Origin of the sequence: Candidatus Pelagibacter sp. Uisw_137, from assembly GCF_047720245.1 — a bacterium.
In the GTDB taxonomy this organism is placed as follows: Bacteria; Pseudomonadota; Alphaproteobacteria; order Pelagibacterales; family Pelagibacteraceae; genus Pelagibacter.
Window position 1 is genome coordinate 1,095,661 of record NZ_CP159811.1, and the last position, 18,394, is coordinate 1,114,054.

Genomic DNA, 18,394 nt, shown 5'->3' on the forward strand with positions numbered 1-18,394 from the left:
ATGCTTAAAAAAATTCCAAATATTTTAACAATTGGTAGAATAATAATTGTACCCTTTTTTGTTCTAGCATTTTATTTGCCAGGTTTTTATGGTGACTTAACTGCATGCGTATTGTTTGTAATTGCTTCATTTACTGATTTTTTGGATGGAATGTTGGCAAGAATGATGAGCGAAGAGTCTAAGTTAGGTGAATTACTTGATCCTATAGCAGATAAAATTATTGTTGCTACTGCACTTATATTGCTTGTTATGAGTGGAACAATTAAACATTATGAGGTTATTGCTGCAATTATAATACTTACAAGAGAAATACTAATTTCAGGCTTAAGAGAGTTTCTAGCTAGAGGACAAATTAAATTACCAGTAACTAATTTAGCAAAATTAAAAACTTTTTTACAAATGGTTGCCATAGCTCTTTTACTGACAGGTGAAACTGGTAATAAAATTTTAAATTTTCAAGATTATAATGCCCAAACTATTGGTATAATCCTGCTTTGGCTTTCTGCATTTTTAACTCTATATACTGGTTATGAGTATTTAAGAAAAGGCATTGACCATGCAATATCTGAGGATAATAAAAAGTAAATAATCTATTTTTTTCTAACTAAAGCTTGATAACTTTCATTTAAATCAATTATAGTTTCACAAACTTTAAATTGATTATCCGCAATACATGATACTGGTGTTACTTCTGCAGCTGACCCAGTTAAAAAACAACCAACAAAATTTTTTAGTTCTTCTGGTTTAATTTTTCTCTCATTAATTTTAATTCCTTTAGATTTAGCAATCTCAATAACTGTTCTTCTTGTTATTCCGTCTAAAAAACAATCTGGAATTGGAGTGTGTATTTCTCCATTCTTATCTTTAAAAAAAATATTTGCTCCAGTTGCCTCTGCAACATTTCCTTCATAATCCAGCATTAAAGAATCTGTATAACCTTGTTGTTCTGCTTCATGTTTTGACAAGGTGTTGATCATGTATAAGCCTGATGCTTTTGTGTCCCAAGGTATTGTATTTGGTGCTGGCTTTCTCCAGTTTGAAATATTTAATTTAATCCCATTAACTTTTAATTTTGGATCAAAATAAGATCCCCAATCCCAGGTTGCTACAGCAACATGAATTTTTGTTTGTTGTGCAGAGATTGCCATCATTTCACTACCTCTCCAGGCCATTGGTCTTACATAACCATCTTTTATATTTTGAACTGAAATAATTTTATTACATGCATCATTTATTTCTGTTTCTGAATATGGCATTGTAATTCCCATTCTTTTAGCTGAATAAAAAAGTCTTGTAGTATGCTCTTCTAGCTTGAATATTGATCCGTCATAAACTCTTTCTCCCTCAAATACGCAGCTAGCATAATGCAATCCATGATTTAAAATATGAATTTTTGCATCAGCCCAATCAACAAGCTCGTTATTATACCAGATTTTACCAGATCTTTTATCGTAGGGTATCATGTATGAAATAATTTAAATTTTTTCCTAAAATTATCTTTGTATCTATAATATGTCAATATAACTTACCCATAATGAAAGAACTTTTATATTTAAAGGATACTCAGTTAAAGCAATTGATTGAAAAGTTATTTAAAAGTTATCGTGAATCTTTTTCAGATGCCAAGAAAACCTTAGATAAATACTCTATAGGTATAGCTCACCATAAAGTTTTACATCTATTATCAATGTATAAGGGGATTACAATTTCCGACCTATTAAAGAAGCTAAAGGTTACTAAGCAGAGTTTAAATAGAGTTTTAAAAGATTTAATTAAACTTGATGTTGTTTTTTTTGAAAAAGATCAACAAGACACAAGAGTAAAACACATTTTTTTAAATGAAAAAGGAGAAAAAATTTTTGATGAAATATTTTCGACACAAAAAAAAAGAATTTATAACGCTCTTTTAAATTCAAGTTCTGATCAAGTCCTAAACTTTGACAATGTTTTAAAGAAAATAATTAATGAATGATTTTGTAGCCCACATTTTAGTTGTAGATGATGATGAAGGAATTAGATCTCTAATTAAACAGTATTTGAATGAAAATAACTTTTTGGTTACTACATCGGATAGTGCAGAAAATGCTGAAGAAAAAATTTCAATAATTAAATTTGATTTAATTGTTTTGGATATAATGATGACAGGAAAAAGTGGCCTTGATTTTATCAAACAAAATAAATCTAAGATTGATACCCCTATAATTTTATTAACAGCCAAAGGAGAAACTGAAAATAGAGTTGAAGGCCTAGAGATAGGTGCCGATGATTATTTACCAAAACCTTTTGAACCAAAAGAACTTACTTTAAGAATAAAAAATATTTTAAATAAAACAAAAAGAAATAATGAAAAAAGAATTATAACCTTTGATAATATTAAAATTGATCTTAACAAACTTTTAATTATTAAAAATGATATTGAATATAAAATAAATAGTACTGAAAAAATTATATTAGAAAAAATGATTAACAATCCTGGTAAAACTTTTTCAAGAGAAGATATTGGCAAACTAACTGATCTTGATAAAGAAAGATCAATAGATGTAATAATTACAAGACTTAGAAAAAAAATAGAAGCAGACCCGAAAAATCCAAAATACTTACAAACTTTAAGAGGTGCTGGTTATGTCTTATGGATTGAATAATTTTATAAAAAATTTATTACCCAAAAGATTATTTTATAGAGCTTTATTAATCGTAGCAGTACCAATAATTGTTTTTCAAGTAGTCATAGCAATTGTTTTTTTCGATAGTCTTTGGATTAAAACAAATAAAGGTATGACAAGAGCATTGATCGGAGAGATGAAAACATTCATAGCAGCTTACGATAATGGAAAATATAATAATAATGACCTGTCAGGCTTATTCACAATTTATTTAGATCTTAATGTTGAGTTTAAAACAGATGATTCATTTAAAAAACCTCAAAAAGAAAGATGGTTTAGTCCAATAGATAGAACACTAAGGAGAGAACTAAAATCTAATATGGGTACTGAGAATTATTGGTTCGATACAACGAGTTACAAAGAACTTATTCATATAAATATTAAATATAACGACGGTTACTTTGAATTTTTTATCCCAAAAGATAGGGTGGCAAGCTCGTCTGCTAGAATATTTGCTTTATGGATCACCCTACCAGCACTACTAATGATAACTATAGCAATACTATTTCTAAAAAATCAAACAAGGCCAATTATAAACCTGGCTAAAGCTGCAGAAAGATTTGGTAAAGGGGAAAATATTGATGAATACAGACCATCAGGAGCCTTAGAGATCAGACAAGCAGGTTTGGAATTTGATAAAATGAGAAAAAGAATAATGAGACACCTAAATCAAAGGTCTGAAATGTTATCTGGTATAAGCCACGATTTAAGAACACCCTTAACAAGACTAAAACTTCAACTATCTTTTATGAAAGATAAAGATTTATCAAAAAAAATGTCTTTAGATATAGATGAAATGGAAAAAATGCTTAACGAATATCTGCAGTTTACAAGTTCATCTTATTTAGAAAAAGATGAAACCTTTGATATTTCTGAATTAATCGAAACTACAATAAATAAATATAATAATGATAAAATAACTAAAGAAATAATTCCAAGAGTTTATATGAATGGAAGAAAGAATTTAATACAGAGATCTTTAAATAATTTAATTGATAATTCAATTAAATATGCTGAGAATATAAATTTTCACCTATCAAAAAAAGATAATAACATAATAATTACTATTGATGATGATGGAGTTGGCATTCCTAAAGAAGAGTTAGAGAATGTTTTCAAACCATTTTATAAAGTAGATAAAAGTAGAGGGGATTCTAAATCTAGTGTTGGTCTTGGATTGTCAATTACATCTGACATAATCAAATCCCATGGAGGAAATATTTTATTAGAAAAATCTCCTTTAAACGGCCTTAGAGTTAAGATTTTTTTACCTTTGTAGATTTTTTATTTAGATTCTTTTTTTCCAATTTGTTGATTTTTTTTTCTAAATTTTCAACTCTTTTAATTAATATATCTGTTTCTTCTTTGCTAGTTAATTTCATTTTAAAAATGATTTCATCTCTTTTAGATCTTAAAACATTTATGATTTCAGAGCTTAAATCTTTATAAGAAATAAGTCCTTGTTCAAATAGCTTTGTTAATTTATCAATTACAAATTTTGATTTTGTCATATATTCGTTTATAAAATTAATATACTTTATACGTAGTTTTTTAAAAATGTTTATTAATAATTTTGACCCAGTTGCTTTTCAAATATTTTCATTAGAAATCAGATGGTATTCCTTGGCTTATATTATCGGTATTACACTTGGTTGGCTGTATTGCAAAAAAAAATTAATCAAAGATCCTCATATTTTTCAGCTATTTGATGACTTCATAACCTATCTCATTATAGGTATGATTTTGGGGGGTCGGCTTGGATATACTTTATTTTATAATCTAAAATATTATTTAGATAACCCTATTGAAATATTGATGGTTTGGAATGGAGGAATGTCATTTCATGGTGCTTTAATTGGAATTATAATTGCATCAATATTGTTCTCAAAAAAACACAATACAAATTCGTTTATATTTTTAGACTTAGTTGCCCTATCCGCTCCAATTGGAATTTTTTTTGGTAGAATTGCCAATTTTATAAACTCAGAGCTTTATGGAAGGGCCACAGACCTTCCTTGGTCAGTTCAATTTGTTCTAATAGATAATATCAAAAGACACCCCTCTCAATTATATGAGGCTTTTTTTGAAGGAATAATTCTTTTTTTTGTACTTGGGTATTTTTTTAAAAAAGATTATTTAAAAGTACCTGGAAAAATCTCTGCTTTATTCCTAATCTTTTATTCTCTATTTAGATTTTTTATAGAATATTTTAGATCTCCAGATCCTCAAATCGGTTACTTAGTTTTAAATCTAACATTAGGCCAATTGATAAGTATTCTTTTTTTCATAACTGGGGCTTATCTTTTATCCTTAAAAAAATGAAAATTAAGAATAATGACTCGTTTGCTTTAGATAAGTTTATAGAGGAATCTCTTTATAACAAAACATCTGGTTACTATATGAAAAAAATTCCCTTTGGCAAAAAGGGTGATTTTATAACCTCACCTAACATATCAGTATTATTTTCAGAAATGATTGCAATTTGGGTCGTTTCATTTTGGCAAAATCTAGGTTGTCCCAAAGAGTTTAATTTAATTGAATTGGGTGCTGGTAATGGTGAAATGATGAAAGTTTTAGTTAATACCTTTGATAAGTTTCCAATATTTAAAAATTCTTGTCATATTAAGATTTTAGAAAGAAGCAAATTACTCAAGAAAAAACAAAAGACTAATATCAATAAAAAAAATATTCAATGGTTAAATGATTTAGGTGAATTAGATAATTTACCATGTATCTTTTTAGCAAATGAATTTTTTGACGCCTTGCCCATTAAGCAATTCATAAAAAAAGAAAAAAAGTGGTTTGAAAGACATGTCAAATTCTTCAATAAAAAATTTGAATATTTCGATGTTCCTTTTGATATGGAAAAATTTGAAAATAAAATCAAATTTAAGATTGCGAAACAGCAGAACTTTATTGAGTATTCACCACAATCAACTGAATACTTAAAAATTATTAACAATAAAATTAAACGTAATAATGGTGGAATTTTAATAATAGATTATGCATATATTGATAAAAAAATGAAAAATACACTGCAAGCTGTATCGAAACATAAATATTGTGACCTGTTAGAGGGGTTTGGCAATTCTGATATTACTTATAATTTAAGTTTCAACTTGATAAATAGAATGGTTAAAGAATTAAGCTCACTTACCTCAATTAATACTACACAAGGTGAGTTTTTAACAAAACTTGGTATTCTTGAAAGAGCAGAAATATTGTCCAAGAAAATGTTATTTAGCGAAAAAGCTGATATTTATTTTAGAATAAAAAGGCTTATAGATAAAAATCAAATGGGTGAATTGTTTAAAGTAATGCTAATAACAACTCATAAAAATAAATTTAAATTGGGGTTTTAAACTGATTAAGTCAAAAAAACTCAGCAGATTGAAAAATTTACAGCATGCTTTCTTTAATAGAAAGGGTGGAAAATCTCTGGGTATTTTTAAGAGTTTAAATTGTGGTCCTGGATCTTCAGATAATAAAAAAGATGTTTTAAAAAATCTTCAAATCGTTCAAAAGAAAATTAAAACTAAACTTAAAAAAATTATCTTACTTAAGCAAATTCACAGTAATAAATTTCACTTTATAGATAAAAATCTAAAACTTAAAAATTATAATTTTGAGGGAGATGCACTAATCACAAATAAAAAGGAATTTCCTATAGCTATATTAACTGCCGATTGTGCTCCAATACTAATTTATGATGAGAAAGAAAAAATGATTGCAGCAATTCATGCTGGCTGGAAAGGTGCTTTTAAAGGGATAATTAAAAAAACTTTAAATTTTATGATAAAAAAAGGCTGCACCCCTAAAAATATTACTGCTGTTATTGGGCCATGTATTTCAATAAAAAATTATGAAGTAAAAGAAGATTTTATTAAAAAACTCATCAAAAATGATGAAAAAAATAAAAAATTTTTTAAAAAAATTAAAAATAAAGATTTCTTTAATTTAAAGAAATATGTCCATTCTCAATTAAAAACCTTAAATATAAAGAAAATTGATATAATCAATAAGGACACATTTAATCCTAAAAATAATTTTTTTAGCGCTCGAAGATCTATTAGCCGTAATGAGAATGATTATGGTAGAAATATTTCTGTAATTATGATTAATTGATAATATCTCATGAAATTATTAACTGGAAACAGCAATAAACCTCTCAGTAAAAATATTGTAAAATATTTAAAAACTAAGCTTGTGAATTCAAGTATAAAAAAGTTTTCTGATGGAGAAATTTATATAGAAATTAATGAGAACATTAGGGGTAATAGTATCTTTATAATTCAGTCTATTTCATCACCTGCAAATGACAACTTAATGGAATTACTACTTTGCATTGATGCTTTAAAAAGATCTTCGGCAAAAAATATTACTGCTGTCATTCCTTATTTTGGATATGCACGACAAGATCGAAAAGTAGTACCTCGAACTTCTATTTCTGCAAAACTTGTTTCTAATTTAATTACCAAAGCAGGTGCTGATAGAGTCGTTACTGTAGACCTTCATGCTGGACAAATTCAGGGCTTTTTTGACATTCCTGTAGACAACTTATTTGCTACACCAATTTTTGCAAGACATGCTAAAAAAAATATAAAAAGTAAAAATATTATTTGTGTTGCACCAGATGTTGGTGGAACTGAAAGAGCGAGAGCACTTGGTAAAATTTTAGATGTAGAACTTGCTATTGTGGATAAGAGAAGACCCAAACCAGGTCAATCCAAAGTTATGAATGTCATAGGAGATGTTAGGGGGAAAACTTGTATTATAGTTGATGACATAATTGACTCAGGTGGAACTATAGTAAACGCTGCGAAAGCTTTAAAGGATAGAGGTGCTAAAGAAGTTTACGCTTATATTACTCACGGGGTTTTAAGTGGAGAGGCAGTAGATAAAATTAAAAAATCCGTCATTAAAAAATTAGTAGTAACAGACACAATTGATAATCACGACAAAATTAAAAATGTTAAAAATATAGAAGTTTTGCCTATTTCAGCCCTTATGGGTGAGGCAATTAAAAGAATCTCTAACTCAACATCTGTATCTGATTTATTTAAATAATTATCTTGAGTTATTAAGAAACTTGGGCTAAAAGCCATCTTTTTATGAATTCACTTGATGCAAATACTAGAAACACTAAGTCAAAAGGAGATGTTCGATCTCTTAGATTGGCCGGAGATATCCCTGGCATAATTTATGGTGGGCAAGAAGAAAATCAAAAAGTTACTGTATTAAAAAAAACATTAAAATCTCTAATACAAAAAGGAAGCTTCTTATCAAATATAATAACTCTTAATTTAGATGGAAAGCCTCAAAATGTTTTGCCAAGAGAAATTACTTATAATGTAATATCAGATGAGCCAACTCATATTGATTTTCTTAGAGTTGTCCCAGGTGTGAAAATTAGAATAGAAGTACCTGTAGAATTTATTAACCATGAAACTTCACCAGGCTTAAAAAGAGGTGGAGTACTAAACATTGTTAGAAGAGAAATAGAATTAAAATGCCCAAGTGAAAAAATACCATCTGCAATAACTATTGATTTAGATGGAGTGGATATTGGAGAAAGTTTCAAAATATCTTCAGTTAAACTAGAAGAAGGTGTTACACCAACTATTATTGGAAGAGATTTTGTAATTGCAACATTGGCAGCTCCAACAGTTATGAAAGAGCCAGAAAAACCAGCTGAAGCTGAAGAAGTAGCAGCAACAGAAGATGGTAAAGAAGCAGCACCAGCAGCTGAAGGTGATAAAAAAGATGGCGATGAAAAAAAAGCTACTGAAGAAAAAAAATAATCAACTTATTATTGTGAAGACTCCTAGATACGATTTAAAAAAAATATGCTTTTATTTGTAGGCTTAGGAAATCCAACCCCCGATAGCGAAAACAACAGACACAATATTGGTTTCAAATTAATTGATGCTCTCAATCGAAAATTTGGTCTGTCTAAACAAAAACCCAAATTTAAAGGGTTGTTAACTACGGGTAATATTGAAGATAAAAAGGTTTATGCAATAAAACCTTTAACCTTTATGAATAACTCCGGAATTTGCATAAGGGAATTAATTGAATACTTCAAAATTGATGCTGAAGATGTGATTGTCTTCCATGATGACCTTGACCTTGAGTTTGGAAAAGTAAAAGCAAAATTTGCAGGATCTAGTGCAGGACATAATGGTATCGAGTCTATCGATAAATTTATTGGTAAAGATTATTCAAGAGTAAGAATAGGAATTGGAAGACCCAAAACTAAAGCTGATGTTTCAGATCATGTATTAAAAGATTTTGATGAAGATGAAATGATACAACTAGAAAAAATTACTAAAAATATTATTGGTTCAATGCCTATATTAATTGATAAAAAATTAGATTTATTCTCAAGCACTGTAAATAACAAGTAATGAGTTTTAAGTGTGGAATTGTTGGCTTACCTAATGTTGGTAAATCTACATTATTTAATGCACTTACAAATTCTAGCAAGGCACAAGCTGCTAATTTCCCTTTTTGTACGATAGAGCCAAATGTTGGTGTGGTTCCTGTACCAGATGAAAGACTAGATAAATTGGTAGAAATATCAAAATCAAAAAAAAAAATTAATACTACTATTGAGTTTGTAGATATAGCCGGACTAGTAGAGGGCGCCTCTAAAGGTGAAGGCTTAGGAAATAAATTCTTATCTCATATAAGAGAAGTCGATGCAGTCATACATATGATCAGATGTTTTGACTCTGATGATATTCAAAATGTGAACCCAACTGTTGATCCAATCAGAGATTTAGAAATTATTGAAACAGAAATGATGTTGGCAGACCTTGAATCAATACATAAAAGATTGGAAAAAAATAATAAGAAAAATGTAGATGAGGAACAATTAAAGATATTAGAAATTGCTTCTGACTGCATAAATAATTCTAAAGATATTCAAATACTTTATGAACAATTTGACAAAAAATTAATAAACCAAAGTGGTTTATTGTCTTTAAAACCTAAAATTTTTGTATGTAACGTTGATGAATCAAGTGTTCAAAATGGAAATAAATATACACAAGCTTTTATTGATAAATTTGGTGAGAAAAATACCTTAATAGTTTCGGCCGATATTGAGAACCAAATAAATCAATTAGAAAATGAAGAAAAAGAAAATTATATGGAGATGATTGGATTAAAAAGAACTGGTTTAAATATGCTGATTCAAAAGGGTTATAATATTTTAGAGTTAGACACTTACTTTACATCTGGACCTGAAGAAACTAGAGCCTGGACTATCCAAAAAAATTGTACCGCACCAAAAGCGGCTGGTGAAATACATACTGATTTTGAAAAAGGTTTTATTAGAGCTGAAACAATTGCATACGAAGATTTCATAGCAAATCAAGGTTGGGTAAATTCCAAAACTAATGGAAAAATGAGACTTGAAGGAAAAGATTATATCGTCAAAGATGGTGATATATTAAACTTCAGATTCAATACGTGACCAAATTTTCTTCATACTAAAGTAAACCAGAATAGTTAAAATAATTAAATATAAAATAGCCTTAAAGCCCATTTTATGTCTACTTTCTAAATGTGGTTCTGCTGCCCACATTAAAAATGTTGTGACATCTTTTGCCATTTGCTCTTCTGTAGCTTTTGTACCATCGCTATATTCTACTGCATCATCCATTAAAGGTTGTGACATCTTAATTTTATTACCATACATATATTTATTATAGTAAACCCCATCATCAAGCGTTACGCCACTGGGTGGATCTTCATAACCTAAAAGTACTGAATAAATATAATCAACCCCACCACTTCGAGCTTTTGCCAATACTGACATGTCAGGTGGATAAGCTCCTCCATTTGCTGCTTGAGCTGCCTTAACGTTTTCAAAAGGCATGACAAATTTATCAGATAATTTTGCTGGTCTGACAAACATTTCACCATCATTATTTGGTCCATCTGTAACCTCAAAACTTGCAGCTATTGCTTTAGCCTGCTCTTCACTAAACTCTGGTCCACCTGGTTCAAATAGGTTTCTATAACTTACGTATTTCATTGAATGACAGCCAGCACAAACTTCTGAATAAACTTGGTACCCTCTTTGCAAGGCCCCTCTATCAAATTTTCCAAATAATCCCTTAAAACTCCAATCTGTTTTTAAAAGATCAACTTTTTCTGCAGCATTAACTGTAAGAGTTCCTACTAATAAAAAAATGATTGAATAGCTAATTTTTAAAATATTTTTCACTTAATTAATCTAAACTTTCTTTTTTTTTAACAGCTGATGCCATTGGCATCCCCCCAAGTACTGGTTCTGTAATACTTAAAGGTAGGGGTATAGTTTTTTCTTTAAATCCTAATACCGGTAAGATTATTAAAAAATGAATAAAGTAGTAAGCTGTGGCGACCCTAGCAATCAATAAGTAAAGTCCTTCAGCTGGCATTGCACCCACGTAACCTAGAACCAATACATCTACTACTAGAATCCAGTAAAATTGTTTGTAAAGAGGTCTGAATACTGCTGATCTAATTTTTGAAGTATCTAACCAAGGCAATGCAGCTAAAATTAAAATTGCTGACAGCATTGCAACTACTCCCATTAATTTATCAGGAACTGACCTCAGGATTGCATAAAAAGGTAATAGATACCACTCAGGAACTATATGGGCTGGTGTAACCATTGGGTTTGCTTCTATATAATTATCCGCATGCCCTAAAATATTTGGTGAATAAAAAACAAAAAATGCAAAAACAATCATAAACATTAATAATGCAAAGGCATCTTTGATCACAATATATGGATGGAATGGTACTGTATCCTTAGAAGGCTTTTTAACATCAATCCCTACTGGGTTATTGTTTCCAGGAACGTGCAAAGCCCAAATATGAAGGACAACTAAGCCCAAGATTAAAAATGGTATTAAATAATGTAACGTGAAAAACCTTGTTAAAGTTGGGTTATCTACAGAATAACCTCCCCACAACCAATTAACTATTCCTTCACCCACTAAAGGTATTGCACTAAAAAGATTTGTAATAACTGTTGCTCCCCAAAAACTCATCTGACCCCATGGTAAAACATAACCCATAAATGCTGCTGCCATCATTAAAAGGTAAATTATTATTCCAATAATCCAAATTATTTCTCTTGGAGATTTATATGATCCATAAAACAAAGATCTAAATATATGAATATAGACTGCTAAGAAAAACATTGAAGCACCGTTTGCGTGAATATATCTTATTAACCAACCATAGTTTACGTCTCTCATGATATGCTCAACACTTTCAAAAGCCATGTCAGCATGAGCAATGTAGTGCATTGCTAAAGTTAAACCTGTAACGATTTGTGTAATTAAACAAAAAGTTAAAATCCCACCAAATGTCCACCAATAATTTAAATTCTTAGGTGTTGGGTAATCAGTTAAATGACTAGCAAGTGATAAAAGTGGTAGCCTGTCATTAAACCATTTTCCAAATTTTGAACTGGGGACGTACTCGTGATCACTCATAATTATTTATTATCCAATTTTAATTGTGTTGCTATTGACAAATTCATATTTTGGAACTTCCATGTTTGTTGGAGCAGGCCCTTTTCTAATTCTTCCAGAAATATCGTAGTGTGAACCATGGCAGGGGCAAAACCATCCATTATAATCACCTTTGTCATTTAAAGGTACACAGCCTAAGTGAGTACAAACCCCTACCATAACTAACCATTCAGGATCCTTTACTCTATCCTCATCTTTTTGAGGATCTTTTAAATCTTCTAATTTTACAGCTCTTGCTTCAGCTATTTCTTCAGGAGTTCTTCTTTTGATAAAAACTGGTTTTCCTCTCCAAAGTACAGTGATTGTTTTTCCAGATTGGACTGAACTTACATCAACTTCTGTGCTAGCTAATGCTTTAACAGAGGCATCTGGGTTCATTTGATCAATTAGTGGCCAAACAACCGCTCCTACCCCAACAGCTCCTACAGCATACGAGGCAGTAAATAAAAATTCTCTTCTCTCAGGTTTTTTTTCAGACATCTTTTATTTTTTGTATATTGTTATCTAATATATGATTTCATATAAGAAAAAAGATTTTTTTCCACTGAAACAATGACACATAAAACATGAATTTGAGACCTAAAATAGCCTTATATGAACCTGATATTCCCCAAAATACAGCTGCTATTATTAGAACGTGTGCGTGTCTAGGTGCTGATTTAGAAATAATTGAGCCATGTGGTTTTTTATTTAGTGATAAAAGATTTAAAAGAGTTGTGATGGATTACATGGATGAAAAAATGTTAAAATTTTATCAAAGTTCAGATGAGTTTTTTAAATCAAAAAAGAATGAGAGGGTAATATTGTTAACAACTAAATCAGCAGACTCTTATACTGCCTTCAAATTTGAGAGCAATGACACACTGCTATTTGGAAGAGAAAGTGCTGGTGTACCAGATCATGTTCATAATTCAATTAAGTATAGATTAAAAATACCGATGATGGACAATAAAAGATCTTTAAATATAGCCTCTTCAGTTGCTATAATTCTTTCAGAAAATTTAAGACAAAATAACTTTAATAAATAATGGATAAAGAAATTAAAAAAAAACTTGCTTCTAATTGGTTTAAGTTGCTCCAGAACACAATTTGTAACGATATTGAAAAATTAGAAGGTAAAAAATTAAAATTTAAATCTAAAACATGGAATAGAAGTGAAATTAAAGATGAAAGTGGTGGAGAATTTAGAATTTTAAAAAACGGAAAAATTTTTGAAAAAGTTGGTGTAAATTTTTCAGAAGTGCATGGAAAGTTTTCAAAAGAAATGAGTAAAAAAATCCCAGGTGCTTCTAAAGATCGAAATTTTTGGGCGTCAGGAATTTCTGTTGTAATGCATATGAAAAATCCTCATGTTCCAGCAATTCACTTTAACACAAGGTTTATCTATACAACGCATGGATGGTTTGGTGGTGGTATGGATGTAACACCTTGCATTCAAGATCTTAAAGAAAAAAACTTCCTTCATGACGAATTAAAAAAAATGTGTGATCGACATGATAAAAAATTCTATAAAAAGTATAAAAAATGGTGTGATGAATATTTTTATTTACCACATAGAAAAGAAACAAGAGGAATTGGTGGTATTTTTTTTGATTACAAAAAAAATGATTGGGAGAAAGACTTTAAATTTGTAGCAGATCTTGGAGTTACCTTTCAAATGTTATTTAACTCTATAATACAACTGAAATACAAAAAAAAATGGACTGTAAAACAAAAGGAGATACAGTATATTAAAAGAGGTAGATATGCTGAGTTTAACTTACTATACGATAGAGGAACAAAATTTGGTTTACAAACAGGCGGTAATGTTGAGGCAATATTAATGTCTTTGCCTCCAATAGTAAAATGGAATTAAAATGGATAAAGAACCAATAACAACAGATGGTCTTGAAAGTTTAAAAGAAGAATTAATTTTTTTAAAAGAAAAAAAAAGACCACAAATAGTTGCTGCAATATCGGAAGCGAGATCGCATGGAGATCTGAAAGAGAATGCTGAATATCATGCTGCAAAAGAAGAACAATCTCATAACGAAGGAAGGATTACAGAAATAAATGACATTATTGCTAGAGCTAATGTTATCGATGTAACCAAAATGAGCAATGAAGGTAAAGTCATCTTTGGCTCAACTGTAGATTTAGAAAATTTAGATACCGGAGAAAAAATTACCTATAAAATAGTTGGAAAAGATGAGGCTGACCTTCAAAAAAAATTGATATTTTTTCAATCCCCAATTGGTAGAGGTTTAATTGGAAAAAACAAAAATGATTTAGTTGAAATTAAAACTCCTGCAGGTGTAAAAAACTTTGAAATTAAAGGTGTAAAGTACGTTTAATTACTTACTATTTTTTGAACTTCTTTATCTGAAATTTTGAAATCGTTACTAGTCCAGACTTCTTCTATTACTTTTAACTTCTGTCCCAGTTCTTTTCCCTCAGGAACTTGATATTTTTCCATCAAAGTACTAGCTTTGAATGGCATGACGGGTACTTCTTTCTTTTTAAAAATTTCAATTAATTTAATTAACTTGTTGTCTTCTTTTTTAGATTTAAAAATTTTAAAATAAAGCACATCTAATAATGCCTCCCTACCATTAAAATAAAAAAATTTATTTAGATTTTTTTCTGAAAAGGTTTGGCTAGTATTTTTTTCTAAATTAAACTTATTTAAAAACATAAGTCTTTTTTGATCTTTTTTGGATAAATTAAATTTATAAATAAAGTAATCTACATTATCAGTTCCATCAATAATCATTAAAGATAATAAAAAAATAAAGTCCGCTTCAAGAAAATTTTTTTTTGCAAAACTATTCATTTTATTAAATAAGGAAATATTTTTAATTTGTGGAAAAATAAGATTTATGATCTCTAAACAATCCTTATCCTTAGTTAGCTTTAGAAAACCATCTGATTTTAATAATTTTTTAAACTCATCTATTAGTCTTTCTGAGGAAATACTTGAAACACCACTTAGGTTTTTTTTAATTGCTTTAATGACTTTTGGGTCATGACTATGCTTAGAATAACTAAGAAAGAATCTAACATATCTTAACACTCTTAAATAATCTTCTTTAATTCTTGTTTCTGCATTCCCAATGAAATTAACTTTTCTATTTTCTAAATCTTTTTTTCCGCCAAATGGGTCAAATAAATTTCCTTCAATATCTGCATAAATAGAATTGATAGTAAAATCTCTTCTAGAAGCATCATCTTTCCAGCTATCAGAAAATTCTACTTTCGCATGTCGTCCATCTGTATCAACGTCTTTTCTTAATGATGTAATTTCAAACCTTATGTCATTAATTATCGCTGTAATTGTTCCATGTTCTATTCCACTCTCGTAATATTTTATGTCTTTTTTAGACAGAGCCTCACATACCTCTTTTGGATTTAAATTTACCGCTAAATCTATGTCATCATATCTTTCTTTATTAATAATCTTTCTTACACATCCACCTACGTACCGAATTTCACTATTGCTAGAGTATGAATGAATTGCTTCAAATATTTTTGAAACCTCTGTTTCTTTTTTAATATTTTTGAAGCCTAAATTTATGTGATTAAGGTTTTGAGATCTAAAAAAAATTTTATCTAATAAGTTATTCATATATGGCTGGCCCACAAGGATTCGAACCTCGGATCTCTGTACCAAAAACAGATGTGATACCACTTCACCATGGGCCAATATTAATTTCATATATCACAAAAAAAAAAAATTATATAGTTTTTGATTCAATGCACCAATGCCTAGTAAATTTTCGTTTATATTGACTGTATGCTTTTTTGCAGGCCTTTTTGGAATGAAAATAAGCCACTATTGAGGATCCTGATCCAGACATTCTAGCAAATAGAGTATTGGGTAAACCACCTAGGTAGGATTTAATTCTTTTAAGTTCTGGATATTTATTTAATGCAACTTTTTCAAGGTCATTGTCTAAATTTTTTAAATATTTTGCTTCAAATAGTTTCTGTTTAGGTGGGTTGAATTCGGGTTTGGAAAAAGAATTAACTTTTGAATAAATATATTTTGTAGAACATCCAAAGTTAGGTTTCGTAACTAATATATGAAATTTAATTTTATTTTTATATTTTTTAATATCTCCATTAGATAAAAGAATAGCAGATGATGGCTTTATACCTAAGATAACATCCGATCCTATTTCATTACTTATTTTTTTTAACTCACTTTTTTTTATTTTAATTATTTTTTTTTCAATAAAAAAATTTAATAAGCTGGCAGCATTCATAGAGCCACCTCCCATTCCTGCTTTTTGAGGTATATTTTTTATAACTTTAATTTCAAATCTTTTATTATCTAAAAGTTTTTTGTCATTTAAAATTTTTAACAATTTTGAAATGGTGTTAATTTTACTGATGTTTTTAGAAAACTTTCCAAAAAAATTAATTTTATGCTGTTTTGTGTTACTTTCTCTTAGTGTGATTAAATCATGTAAATCAATAAAAGAAATTAAACTTTCAATATTATGAAGTTTTGATTTTTTTCCAGTAACGTTTAGAGCTAAATTTATCTTTGCGAAAGACTTTATCTTAAAACTATTCATAATTTAGGAATTTTTTAATCCCTCTATTAATTTATTTTTAATAGTTTCTTTCATGGCATCTTCCGTCTCATCTAAATTTAAAACAGCTTGCCAAAAATATCTTGCTTGAATTTTTCTGTCCAGCTGCCAAAGGATGTCTCCATAATGATCATTAACTATTGGGTCCTGGGGCATTAATTCAACAGCTCTTTTAAGAAAACTTTCTGCTTTTTCATATTCGTCAACTAAGTAATAAGCCCAACCAATTGAATCAATAATATATGGATCGTTACTTCTTGCGGCATAAGCTTTTTCTAGCATTTTAAGAGCAGTATCAATTTGATATTCTCTTTCTAGCCATGAATAAGCTAAATAATTCAAAACATAAGCATCATTTGGATTAGTCTCAAGAGATTTCAATAAGTCTTTATCTGCTTTTATATAATCTCCAGATCTCTCATAGCTTCCTCCACGTCTATATAGCATCTCAGCATATAACTCAGAATTAATATCCATTTTTAAAAGTATTTGATCGTAAAAGCTTATTGCCTCAATATATCTTTTTGCATTTTTATGCATATTTGCAATATCAAATAGAATTTTTTTATTTGGGTTTTTAATTTCTTTAAATTTATCATTAATGAAATTGAGAGACGTTTTTTGATCAGTTTTTTTTAATATAATTTGAGACTCTTTTTTTAATTTAAACCAATAATAAAATTCATGATTTTTATCAAATACTTCAAGAGTTTTTAAGGTATTTGAATAATCATTTTTTGAATAATAATTTTCAGCTAACAGAGATAAATTAAAAACGAATTTAGGATTTAAATAGTTTGCTATGTTTAGATAAAAATTTGATTTCTCATAATCATTCTGGGAAGAATAAAGATTTGCTATTAGAAAAAATAGCTCACTAACAACATCATTCGAATTTGTGCATGAAAAAATATCTTGAAAATTATCAAAATTCTTATCTTCTATCCATTTTTTACCTTGAGAGATTAGTATTGATGAATTTAAATAATCAAAATTATTTGTAACTTTTTTTGCTCCATCATAATTATCATTCTCAATTAAATAGCTGGTCAAAAAAAATACATATCTTGAATAATCAGCATCATTTTGTGAATTAATCAATTTATTAAAATATCTCTCAGTATTTTTATCATTTAGATAACATCGTTGAAAAACTTCATTAATAAATGAAAAATTTCCAAATGTATTTTTTTGCTTTATTATTTTTTTTGCTTCAAAAACGGATAAATATTGTTTGAAAGTTTCTGCAATGATTAAGGAAAGCCTATCATTGTTAATAAAATCATATGACCTATCAATATAGACTTTGCTTTTTTTAAAGTTTTTTTTCTTTAAACTATCAACTGCCAGCAATAAATTAGCCTGAAAAAAGTCAGAGTTTTTTTTTGTTGAACTCTGCTTAATTTGATTAATTGCTTTCTTAACTTTGCCATCAAGCACTAAAGAAAATACATACCTTTCAAGATAGGCGTCATGCTGTTTTATTAATATTTTTGATGAATTAAAAAATTTTAAAGCTTCCGTATTATCTAGATTTTCATACGCTACAATTCCTGAAAAATAATTAGACAAATACCTTGTATTAAAATCGTTTAAACTCGTATTTTTTGAGTAT

The 18,394-nt window shown here is 28.8% G+C and carries 22 protein-coding genes and 1 tRNA gene; 14 read left to right on the forward strand and 9 right to left on the reverse strand.

The window, feature by feature from the left end:
• Positions 1-585 carry a CDP-diacylglycerol--glycerol-3-phosphate 3-phosphatidyltransferase gene (gene pgsA / locus ABXT61_RS05830; RefSeq protein ID WP_415314905.1) on the forward strand — a complete coding sequence of 195 codons (585 nt, stop codon included), beginning with the start codon at positions 1-3 and terminating at the stop codon, positions 583-585.
• A 5-nt stretch (positions 586-590) separates the two neighbouring features.
• Here pgsA and ABXT61_RS05835 read toward each other — a convergent pair whose 3' ends face one another.
• The gene (locus tag ABXT61_RS05835) at positions 591-1,463 is read right to left on the reverse strand and encodes a branched-chain amino acid aminotransferase (RefSeq protein ID WP_415314906.1); all 873 of its coding nucleotides are present in this window, start codon (positions 1,461-1,463) and stop codon (positions 591-593) included.
• 71 nt (positions 1,464-1,534) lie between these two features.
• Between ABXT61_RS05835 and ABXT61_RS05840 the strand changes: the two genes are divergently transcribed.
• The 3 genes from ABXT61_RS05840 to ABXT61_RS05850 are packed head-to-tail and all read left to right on the forward strand — an operon-like array spanning position 1,535 to position 3,942.
• Entirely contained in the window at positions 1,535-1,972 is a 438-nt protein-coding gene (locus ABXT61_RS05840; RefSeq protein ID WP_415314907.1) for a MarR family winged helix-turn-helix transcriptional regulator, read from the forward strand.
• The gene (locus ABXT61_RS05845) at positions 1,965-2,642 is read left to right on the forward strand and encodes a response regulator (protein WP_415314908.1); all 678 of its coding nucleotides are present in this window, start codon (positions 1,965-1,967) and stop codon (positions 2,640-2,642) included. The genes ABXT61_RS05840 and ABXT61_RS05845 overlap by 8 nt, the downstream gene beginning before the upstream one ends.
• Complete coding sequence (locus ABXT61_RS05850) at positions 2,623-3,942, forward strand: ATP-binding protein (RefSeq protein ID WP_415314909.1); 1,320 nt, start codon at positions 2,623-2,625, stop codon at positions 3,940-3,942. The genes ABXT61_RS05845 and ABXT61_RS05850 overlap by 20 nt, the downstream gene beginning before the upstream one ends.
• On the opposite strand, the gene ABXT61_RS05855 is transcribed toward ABXT61_RS05850, so the two are convergent.
• Entirely contained in the window at positions 3,920-4,174 is a 255-nt protein-coding gene (locus ABXT61_RS05855) for a hypothetical protein (RefSeq protein ID WP_415314910.1), read from the reverse strand. The genes ABXT61_RS05850 and ABXT61_RS05855 overlap by 23 nt on opposite strands.
• Positions 4,175-4,220: 46 nt before the next feature.
• Here ABXT61_RS05855 and lgt point away from each other — a divergent pair, with 46 nt between their 5' ends.
• The 7 genes from lgt to ychF are packed head-to-tail and all read left to right on the forward strand — an operon-like array spanning position 4,221 to position 10,143.
• The gene (gene lgt, locus ABXT61_RS05860; protein WP_415314911.1) at positions 4,221-4,985 is read left to right on the forward strand and encodes a prolipoprotein diacylglyceryl transferase; all 765 of its coding nucleotides are present in this window, start codon (positions 4,221-4,223) and stop codon (positions 4,983-4,985) included.
• Positions 4,982-6,025 carry an SAM-dependent methyltransferase gene (locus ABXT61_RS05865; RefSeq protein WP_415314913.1) on the forward strand — a complete coding sequence of 348 codons (1,044 nt, stop codon included), beginning with the start codon at positions 4,982-4,984 and terminating at the stop codon, positions 6,023-6,025. The genes lgt and ABXT61_RS05865 overlap by 4 nt, the downstream gene beginning before the upstream one ends.
• A 28-nt stretch (positions 6,026-6,053) precedes the next feature.
• Complete coding sequence (gene pgeF / locus ABXT61_RS05870; RefSeq protein ID WP_415314915.1) at positions 6,054-6,788, forward strand: peptidoglycan editing factor PgeF; 735 nt, start codon at positions 6,054-6,056, stop codon at positions 6,786-6,788.
• Between the two features lie 9 nt (positions 6,789-6,797).
• On the forward strand, positions 6,798-7,730 hold the full coding sequence (locus ABXT61_RS05875; protein ID WP_415314916.1) for a ribose-phosphate pyrophosphokinase: 933 nt from the start codon (positions 6,798-6,800) through the stop codon (positions 7,728-7,730).
• Between the two features lie 44 nt (positions 7,731-7,774).
• Positions 7,775-8,464 carry a 50S ribosomal protein L25/general stress protein Ctc gene (locus tag ABXT61_RS05880; RefSeq protein WP_415314918.1) on the forward strand — a complete coding sequence of 230 codons (690 nt, stop codon included), beginning with the start codon at positions 7,775-7,777 and terminating at the stop codon, positions 8,462-8,464.
• 45 nt (positions 8,465-8,509) lie between these two features.
• Positions 8,510-9,070, forward strand: coding sequence for an aminoacyl-tRNA hydrolase (pth, locus tag ABXT61_RS05885; protein ID WP_415314919.1), 561 nt, complete (start codon positions 8,510-8,512; stop codon positions 9,068-9,070).
• Complete coding sequence (gene ychF, locus ABXT61_RS05890) at positions 9,070-10,143, forward strand: redox-regulated ATPase YchF (protein WP_415314921.1); 1,074 nt, start codon at positions 9,070-9,072, stop codon at positions 10,141-10,143. Before pth ends, ychF begins: the two co-directional genes overlap by 1 nt.
• Here ychF and ABXT61_RS05895 read toward each other — a convergent pair.
• From ABXT61_RS05895 to petA, 3 genes are read right to left on the reverse strand one after another with little or no spacing between them, the layout of a single operon-like run.
• Entirely contained in the window at positions 10,120-10,899 is a 780-nt protein-coding gene (locus ABXT61_RS05895; protein ID WP_415314923.1) for a cytochrome c1, read from the reverse strand. The genes ychF and ABXT61_RS05895 overlap by 24 nt on opposite strands.
• A 4-nt stretch (positions 10,900-10,903) precedes the next feature.
• Positions 10,904-12,163 carry a cytochrome b gene (locus tag ABXT61_RS05900; protein ID WP_415314924.1) on the reverse strand — a complete coding sequence of 420 codons (1,260 nt, stop codon included), beginning with the start codon at positions 12,161-12,163 and terminating at the stop codon, positions 10,904-10,906.
• Between the two features lie 9 nt (positions 12,164-12,172).
• On the reverse strand, positions 12,173-12,682 hold the full coding sequence (petA, locus tag ABXT61_RS05905; RefSeq protein ID WP_415271589.1) for a ubiquinol-cytochrome c reductase iron-sulfur subunit: 510 nt from the start codon (positions 12,680-12,682) through the stop codon (positions 12,173-12,175).
• Positions 12,683-12,768: 86 nt separating this feature from the next.
• Between petA and ABXT61_RS05910 the strand changes: the two genes are divergently transcribed.
• The 3 genes from ABXT61_RS05910 to greA are packed head-to-tail and all read left to right on the forward strand — an operon-like array spanning position 12,769 to position 14,535.
• A complete protein-coding gene (locus tag ABXT61_RS05910; protein ID WP_415314925.1) occupies positions 12,769-13,230 on the forward strand; it encodes a tRNA (cytidine(34)-2'-O)-methyltransferase in 462 nt (153 codons plus the stop codon).
• The gene (gene hemF, locus ABXT61_RS05915) at positions 13,230-14,057 is read left to right on the forward strand and encodes an oxygen-dependent coproporphyrinogen oxidase (RefSeq protein ID WP_415314927.1); all 828 of its coding nucleotides are present in this window, start codon (positions 13,230-13,232) and stop codon (positions 14,055-14,057) included. Before ABXT61_RS05910 ends, hemF begins: the two co-directional genes overlap by 1 nt.
• Position 14,058: 1 nt before the next feature.
• Positions 14,059-14,535 (forward strand): transcription elongation factor GreA, encoded by a 477-nt coding sequence (gene greA / locus ABXT61_RS05920; RefSeq protein WP_415314928.1) that lies wholly within the window; start codon positions 14,059-14,061, stop codon positions 14,533-14,535.
• Here greA and ABXT61_RS05925 read toward each other — a convergent pair.
• From ABXT61_RS05925 to ABXT61_RS05940, 4 genes are all read right to left on the reverse strand, one after another.
• On the reverse strand, positions 14,532-15,806 hold the full coding sequence (locus ABXT61_RS05925; protein ID WP_415314929.1) for a CCA tRNA nucleotidyltransferase: 1,275 nt from the start codon (positions 15,804-15,806) through the stop codon (positions 14,532-14,534). The two genes, greA and ABXT61_RS05925, sit on opposite strands and share 4 nt — an antisense overlap.
• Positions 15,807-15,809: 3 nt before the next feature.
• A tRNA-Gln gene (locus tag ABXT61_RS05930) sits at positions 15,810-15,883 on the reverse strand.
• A 32-nt stretch (positions 15,884-15,915) separates the two neighbouring features.
• The gene (locus ABXT61_RS05935; protein ID WP_415314930.1) at positions 15,916-16,761 is read right to left on the reverse strand and encodes a 4-(cytidine 5'-diphospho)-2-C-methyl-D-erythritol kinase; all 846 of its coding nucleotides are present in this window, start codon (positions 16,759-16,761) and stop codon (positions 15,916-15,918) included.
• 3 nt (positions 16,762-16,764) lie between these two features.
• The gene (locus tag ABXT61_RS05940) at positions 16,765-18,351 is read right to left on the reverse strand and encodes a tetratricopeptide repeat protein (RefSeq protein WP_415314932.1); all 1,587 of its coding nucleotides are present in this window, start codon (positions 18,349-18,351) and stop codon (positions 16,765-16,767) included.
• Between the last annotated feature and the right edge of the window lie 43 nt (positions 18,352-18,394).

Excerpts from the sequence above, each read along its gene's own strand:
- pgsA (WP_415314905.1), top strand. The coding sequence starts at position 1 with ATGCTTAAAAAAATTCCAAATATTTTAACAATTGGTAGAATAATAATT.
- ABXT61_RS05835 (WP_415314906.1), bottom strand. The coding sequence starts at position 1,463 with ATGATACCCTACGATAAAAGATCTGGTAAAATCTGGTATAATAACGAG.
- ABXT61_RS05840 (WP_415314907.1), top strand. The coding sequence starts at position 1,535 with ATGAAAGAACTTTTATATTTAAAGGATACTCAGTTAAAGCAATTGATT.
- ABXT61_RS05845 (WP_415314908.1), top strand. The coding sequence starts at position 1,965 with ATGAATGATTTTGTAGCCCACATTTTAGTTGTAGATGATGATGAAGGA.
- ABXT61_RS05850 (WP_415314909.1), top strand. The coding sequence starts at position 2,623 with ATGTCTTATGGATTGAATAATTTTATAAAAAATTTATTACCCAAAAGA.
- ABXT61_RS05855 (WP_415314910.1), bottom strand. The coding sequence starts at position 4,174 with ATGACAAAATCAAAATTTGTAATTGATAAATTAACAAAGCTATTTGAA.
- lgt (WP_415314911.1), top strand. The coding sequence starts at position 4,221 with ATGTTTATTAATAATTTTGACCCAGTTGCTTTTCAAATATTTTCATTA.
- ABXT61_RS05865 (WP_415314913.1), top strand. The coding sequence starts at position 4,982 with ATGAAAATTAAGAATAATGACTCGTTTGCTTTAGATAAGTTTATAGAG.
- ABXT61_RS05875 (WP_415314916.1), top strand. The coding sequence starts at position 6,798 with ATGAAATTATTAACTGGAAACAGCAATAAACCTCTCAGTAAAAATATT.
- ABXT61_RS05880 (WP_415314918.1), top strand. The coding sequence starts at position 7,775 with ATGAATTCACTTGATGCAAATACTAGAAACACTAAGTCAAAAGGAGAT.
- pth (WP_415314919.1), top strand. The coding sequence starts at position 8,510 with ATGCTTTTATTTGTAGGCTTAGGAAATCCAACCCCCGATAGCGAAAAC.
- ychF (WP_415314921.1), top strand. The coding sequence starts at position 9,070 with ATGAGTTTTAAGTGTGGAATTGTTGGCTTACCTAATGTTGGTAAATCT.
- ABXT61_RS05900 (WP_415314924.1), bottom strand. The coding sequence starts at position 12,163 with ATGAGTGATCACGAGTACGTCCCCAGTTCAAAATTTGGAAAATGGTTT.
- petA (WP_415271589.1), bottom strand. The coding sequence starts at position 12,682 with ATGTCTGAAAAAAAACCTGAGAGAAGAGAATTTTTATTTACTGCCTCG.
- ABXT61_RS05910 (WP_415314925.1), top strand. The coding sequence starts at position 12,769 with ATGAATTTGAGACCTAAAATAGCCTTATATGAACCTGATATTCCCCAA.
- hemF (WP_415314927.1), top strand. The coding sequence starts at position 13,230 with ATGGATAAAGAAATTAAAAAAAAACTTGCTTCTAATTGGTTTAAGTTG.
- greA (WP_415314928.1), top strand. The coding sequence starts at position 14,059 with ATGGATAAAGAACCAATAACAACAGATGGTCTTGAAAGTTTAAAAGAA.
- ABXT61_RS05925 (WP_415314929.1), bottom strand. The coding sequence starts at position 15,806 with ATGAATAACTTATTAGATAAAATTTTTTTTAGATCTCAAAACCTTAAT.
- ABXT61_RS05935 (WP_415314930.1), bottom strand. The coding sequence starts at position 16,761 with ATGAATAGTTTTAAGATAAAGTCTTTCGCAAAGATAAATTTAGCTCTA.